At 75.1% G+C, this 6,135-nt stretch carries 2 protein-coding genes; both read right to left on the bottom strand.

Features of this window, described 5'->3' with window-relative positions; translation table 11 throughout:
• On the bottom strand, positions 1-5,491 hold a 5,491-nt coding region (locus tag ACFV4F_RS41705), incomplete at its 3' end, for an amino acid adenylation domain-containing protein (RefSeq protein WP_380510955.1).
• The gene (locus ACFV4F_RS41700) at positions 5,488-6,078 is read right to left on the bottom strand and encodes a phosphopantetheine-binding protein (protein ID WP_380510952.1); all 591 of its coding nucleotides are present in this window, start codon (positions 6,076-6,078) and stop codon (positions 5,488-5,490) included. The genes ACFV4F_RS41705 and ACFV4F_RS41700, both read right to left, overlap by 4 nt.
• Positions 6,079-6,135: the final 57 nt, after the last annotated feature.

Genomic DNA, 6,135 nt, shown 5'->3' with positions numbered 1-6,135 from the left:
CTTTGTATAAGCCACAGGCCGACCAGGTCGGCGCCGGGGGCGCGGCGCCCACCGGGTCGGGCTCGTCCTCGACGGGTTCCGGCTCCCCGCGCGTCTGCCGCGGCGGCGCCGGGCGTGACAGGGCGGCGAGGCGCCGGTCGGCCTCGGCCTGGATGGCGTCCTTGTCGCCGATCTCGGCGTCCGGCAGCGCGTCCGGCAGCAGGTCCTCCAGCAGTCGCAGCGGCCGGTACGCGAGGCCGAGCAGGCCCCACACCGTCATGACGGCGCCGACCAGGACGAGCAGCAGGCCCGCGCCGCGGCCGGGGCCGGTGCCGAGGACCAGGCCGACGGAGTCGGCGAGCGCGCCGCCGGGGCGCAGCAGCGGTGCGAAGACGTGGTCGGAGAGCGGGCCCGCGGTGAGGAAGCCGAGCGGCATCATCGACATGGCCAGCATCTGGTTGGTGGCGAGGACGCGGCCCTGGAGTTCCATGCCGACCTTGGTCTGGATGAGTGCCATCCAGTGGGCGTTGAGGATGATCAGCGCGCCCCACAGCACGAACATGCCCGCCGCCGTGAGCGCGGTGTGCGGTCCGCTGCCGGCGACGACGGCGGCGAGGCCGACCACCGACGTGAAGCCGACCATGCCGACCGCGCGGCGCCGGGTGCCGCCCCACAGCGCCATCACGACACCGCCCGCCATCGCGCCGACACCGCCGACGGCGGTGATGACGCCGAGTTCCACGGACGTGCCGTCGGCCAGGACCATCGGGGTGACGAGGACGGTGGCGACCGCGAACAGGTAGTTGAAGACGACGAAGAAGACGACCATCGCGACGAGGCTGTGCCGCCGGACGATGTAGCGCCAGCCGGTGACGACCTCGCGCAGCAGCGGTTCTTCCTGCTTGTCGAACATCGCGTCCGGGAAGCGGACGAGCAGCAGGCAGGTGACGCCGGTCAGGAAGGTGGCCATGTCGAAGAGGACGACGCCGTGCAGGCCGATCAGCGACACGAGCACGCCGCCGGCCAGGACGGCCATCATGTCGCCCGCGCCGGTGCCGAGTTGGGCGAGGCCGTTGGCCTGGCCGAGGTAGCGCTTGGGCACGAGCTGGGTGATCGCGGCCAGGTAGGCGGGCCGTTGGAACGCCGTGCAGACGGATCCCGTGCAGGCCACCACGTAGATGTGCCAGACGTGGAGGAGGTCCGCCCAGTGGAGCAGGCCCAGTGCGAGCATGCCCGCCGCGGCGACGGTGTCCGTCACGATCATGATCTTGCGGCGGTCCACCCGGTCGGCCACCGCGCCCGCGATCGGCAGCAGGAGGACGGCGGGCAGCACCGCGACCACCGAGATGAGCGCGAAGTCGAAGGCGGAGCCGGTCTGCTGGTAGACCCAGACGCCGAGCGCGAAGCCGGACAGGCTCGTGCCGATCATCGAGACGAACTGGCCGATCGCCACCTTGGCGAAGGTCGCGAGCTCGGCGCGGGCCGCCGGGCGCTTGGTCGCGACCTGCTCGGCCACGCCGCCCGTCGCCGCGAACCCGGCCAGGACGCGGGCGAGTTCGGCGGCCTGGTGCTTGAGGAAGTAGTGCCCGGCGCGCGGGATCACGGCGAGGTCGACGGTGGCGCCGAAGTGCTCCCACTCGGCGTACCGCTCCTCGTACAGCTGGGTCGCGCGGTCCTTCTCCCCCACGACGCACAGGATCGGCGCGGCCATGCGCGCGGGCCGCCCGTCCCCGTACGCGCGCGTGTAGAAGTCCTCGGCCTGCCGCACGTCGTGGCGCAACGCCCGGACCAGGAAGTCCTGTTCGGCCCGGTCGTAGACGTCGGTGAAGCCGCCCATCGCGCGCAGGTAGTCGAGGTAGGAGCGGTTGGAGAGCATCCGGTCGCCGGGCATGCGGCGGGCGAACCACTCGGCGAAGCGGCCGGGCAGGCGGGCCGCCGGGAACGTCCCGCCGAGGGCGAGGCCGCGCAGGTCGACGCCGGCCGCCTCCAGGCGGGAGCCCAGGGCGGTGGCCAGCGCGCCGCCGAGGCAGTGGCCGTACAGGAGCACCGGGCCCTCGATCCGCTCGGCGACCTCGGCGGCCAACCGGTCGGCGAGGCCGTCGAGTTCGGCGAGCTCGTCGTGCGGGCGGCTCGGGTCGTGGCCGGGCAGCTCGACGGCGTAGAGCCGGTGCCCGGCGGGCAGGGCGTCGGCGAGCGGCTGGAACGTGATCGGGCTGCCGCCGCCGTACGGGACGCAGACGACGGTGACCTCGGCCGGCTCGCCGCCGCGCGTGAGCTTGTGCAGCAGACGGCGCGGACCGTCCTGGGCCGGGCCGCCGCCGGCCCGGGCGTCGAGCAGGGCGGCCAGGGCGCGGACGGTCGGCTGCTGGAACAGGTCGATCACCGACAGGCCGCGGCCGATCAGCCGGACGGTGCGCACGGCGGAGAAGGAGTCCCCGCCGAGGGCGAAGAAGTCGTCCGCCGGGCCGACGTCCTCGACGTCGAGCACCTGCCGGTAGACGGCGGCCACGGCGTGCTCGGCCTCCGTCTCCAACTCTCCCCCACCGGAGACCTGTTGGACCGGCGACGGCTCCGGCAGCGCGTGCCGGTCCACCTTGCCGTTGGCGTTCAGCGGCAGCGCCTCCAGCAGCACCACGGCCGCCGGCACCATGTAGTCGGGCAGCCGGGTGCGCAGCGCGGCCCGCAGGTCCCCCGGGTCGGGGACGGCGGGCACGACGTACGCGACGAGGCTGCGGGCCGCGCCCTCGCCGCGCGCGACCACGACCGCCTCGCGGACCTCGGGGCGGGCGGTCAGCTCGGCCTCGACCTCGCCGGTCTCCACCCGGAAGCCGCGGATCTTCACCTGGTGGTCGATCCGGCCGAGGAACTCGATCGCGCCGTCGGGGCGGCGGCGCACGAGGTCCCCGGTGCGGTAGCAGCGCCGGCCGTCGACGGTGACGAACCGTTCCGCCGTCAGGTCGTCGCGGCCCAGGTAGCCGCGCGCCACGCCGCCGCCCGACACGTACAGCTCGCCGGGCACGCCCACCGGCACCGGGCGCCGCGGGGCGTCGAGGACGTGGGCGCCGACGTTGCCGAACGGCAGGCCCAGCGGGACAGCGGCATCGGGCTCGACCGGAACGGGCGCGCCGAGCATCGAGACGGTCGTCTCGGTGGGCCCGTAGTGGTTGTGCAGCGGGAGGTCCGGCCGGGCGGCGCGGATGCGCGCGACCAGGTCGGGGCGCAGCGCTTCGCCCGCGCAGATCAGCAGGTGTGCGGGCAGCACGCCCGCGAGGCCGTCGCCGTGCGCGGCCAGGCCCTCCAGGTGGCTGGGGACGAGCTTCATCGCGTCGATCCGGTGCTCGGCCGCGTACCGGGCGAACGCGGCCGGGTCGGTGGCCTGTTCGCGCGTGAGCAGGTGCAGGCAGCCGCCGCCGGTGAGGGCGCCGAACACGTTGGTGGTGCCGAGGTCGGCGGCGAAGGTGGAGACCAGCGCCCAGTTCCAGCCCTCGCTGCCGGGGCCGATCCGCTCGCGCAGGCCGTGCAGGTAGTTGCGGTAGTTGCGGTGCTCGACGGCGACGCCCTTGGGGGCGCCGGTGGAGCCGGAGGTGAAGATCAGGTAGCACAGGTGCTCGGGGCGGACGTCCACCTCGGGCGGCCCGTCGCACGGCTCCGCCGGGGTGGTGAGCGGCGGGACGACGACGGCCTCGCCCGGTACGCGGGCGCGGAGGTCGTCGGTGGTGACCACCGCGGCGGTGCCGGCGGCGGTGAGGAGTGCGGCGATGCGTTCGTCCGGGTAGACGGGGTCCAGTGGCAGGTAGGCGCCGCCCGCCTTGAGGATGCCGAGCATGCCGACGACGAGGGCGGCCGAGCGCTCGGCGAACAGGCCGACCGGGCGGTCCGGGCCGACGCCGAGGGCGCGCAGCCGGTGGGCCAGCGCGTTGGCGCGCCGGTCGAGCTCGGCGTAGCTGAGGACGCCGTCGGCACCCCGGACCGCCGGCGCGTGCGGGGTGCGGCGGGCCTGTTCCTCGACCAGGCCGTGCAGGGTGCCGGTGAGGTCCCAGGTGCGCGCGGTGTCGTCCCAGGCGTCGAGGCGGCGCCGCTCGGACGGGGTGAGCAGCGGCAGTTCGGCGAGCGGGCGGTCCGGGTCGGCGGCCATCGCGTCGAGGACGGTGGTGAGGTGGCCGAAGAACCGGCGGACCGTCGGCTCGTCGTACAGCTCGGCGCGCCACCCGAGGTCGGCGAGCAGGGCGTCGTCCTCGTCCACCACGGCGACGGAGAGGTCGAACTTGGCGGTGTCGGTGCCGACCGGGTGCCAGTCCACGTCCAGGCCGGGCAGCTCGGGCCGGGCCCGGTCCTGGTTGTGGACGTTGAGCAGGACCTGGAAGAGCGGGGTGTGGGAGAGCTCGCGCTCGGGCGCGAGGGCGTCCACCAGCCGCTCGAAGGGCAGGTCCTGACGGGCGAACGCGCCCAGGGCGCTCTCTCGGACGCGGTCGAGGAGCGCGCGGACGGTCGGCTCGCCGGAAAGGTCGGTGCGCATCGCGAGCGTGTTGACGAAGCAGCCGACCAGCGCCTCCGTCTCGCTGCGGGTCCGCCCGGCGACGGGCGTGCCGACCACGACGTCGTCGCTGCCGGTGTAGCGGCCGAGGACGGTCTGGAGGGCGGCCAGCAGCACCATGTACGGGGTCGTGGCGGTGCGTTCCGCGAGGGTGCGGATGCGACGGGAGCGCTCGGCGCCGAACTCGGCGGTGATCCGCGCGCCGCGGGTGCCGGCGACGGCCGGGCGGGACCGGTCGGTGGGCACGGTGACGGTGGTGGCGGCGCCGCGCAGCCGCTCCAGCCACCACGTCTCCTGCGCGGCGAGTTCGGCGGCCTGCTCGGTGAGCTGCCAGTGCGCGACGTCCGCGTACTGGACGGGCAGCGGCGCCCACGCGGGCGCCCGGCCCTCGCGGCGGGCCGCGTAGGCGGCGCCGAGGTCGGCGAACAGCACCCCGAGGGACCAGCCGTCGGCGGCGATGTGGTGCAGGACGAGGCTGAGCACGAAGCCCTCGCCCGTGCGCAGCAGGACGGCCCGCAGCGGCGGGTCGGCGGCGAGGTCGAAGGGCCGGGCGGCCTCCTCGGCGAGCCGGGCGTCCACGGCGGCGGCCTGGACGTCGGCGGTGGCGAGGGCGAAGGCGCCCGCCGCGAGCGGTCCGGGCCGCACCTCGCCCTCGGACGCCGGGTAGACGGTGCGCAGCACCTCGTGCCGGTCGACGACGTCCGCGAGGGCCGCGGCCAGGGCCGCCTCGTCGAGTTCTCCGGCGATGCGCAGCGCGAGCGGGATGTGGTAGGCGGCGCTGTCGGGCTCGTACTGGGCGAGGAACCACATCCGCCGCTGCGCGGAGGAGAGCGGCATCGGCTCGTCGGCGGGGCGCGGCGCGATGGCCGTCCTGGCCGGCGCCGCTGCGGCTCTGGCGGCTTTCGCCTTGGCGAGGCGCTGCCGCAGCAGTTCCTGGCGCCGGGCGTCGGCGGCGCCTTCTCTTGGTCGGTCGGTCATGCGTCGTCCCCCATGGTGGTGTCCCCCACTGCGTGCTCGCCCACCGCGTCATCGCCCACTGCGTCGTTTCCGAGCGCGGCGAGTTCGTCGTCGAGGTCGGCGAGCAGCAGGTCTTCGATGCGGCGGGCCATGGCGGCGAGGGTGCGGTCGCCGAAGACCGCGCGCAGGGGCACCTCGATGTCGAAGGTGTCCCGGATGCGGGCCGTCAGGCGGGTCGCGAGCAGCGAGTGGCCGCCGATGCTGAAGAAGTCGTCGTGGCGGGAGACCCGGACCGCGCCCAGGACCTCCTGCCACACCTCGGCGAGGATCTCCTCGCAGTCGCCCTCGGGCGGTGCGCCGAGGCCGCCCAGCTCCGGGGCGGGCAGCGCGGCCCGGTCGACCTTTCCGCCGGGCGTCAGCGGGAGGGCGTCGAGCAGCAGGAGCCCGGCGGGGACCATGTAGTCGGGCAGGCGGGCGGCCAGGGCGAGGCGCAGGTCGTCCTCGGTGAGCGTGCCGTCCGTGACGGCGTACCCGGCGAGGACCGGGCCCGCGGGCGTGTCGACGAGCCGGGCGGCGCGGGGCGGGTACACCGCCACCGCGGGAGACACGGCGCCTATATAACACTGTTGGTGGTCTCTGGAGGCGCGCTGAGATCTGTGGGAGGG

The sequence above is a fragment of the Kitasatospora sp. NPDC059722 genome (assembly GCF_042733235.1).
Lineage (GTDB): Bacteria > Actinomycetota > Actinomycetes > Streptomycetales > Streptomycetaceae > Kitasatospora.
Note: the sequence above shows the minus strand (reverse complement) of the source record. Positions and strands in the feature narration are given on the sequence as shown.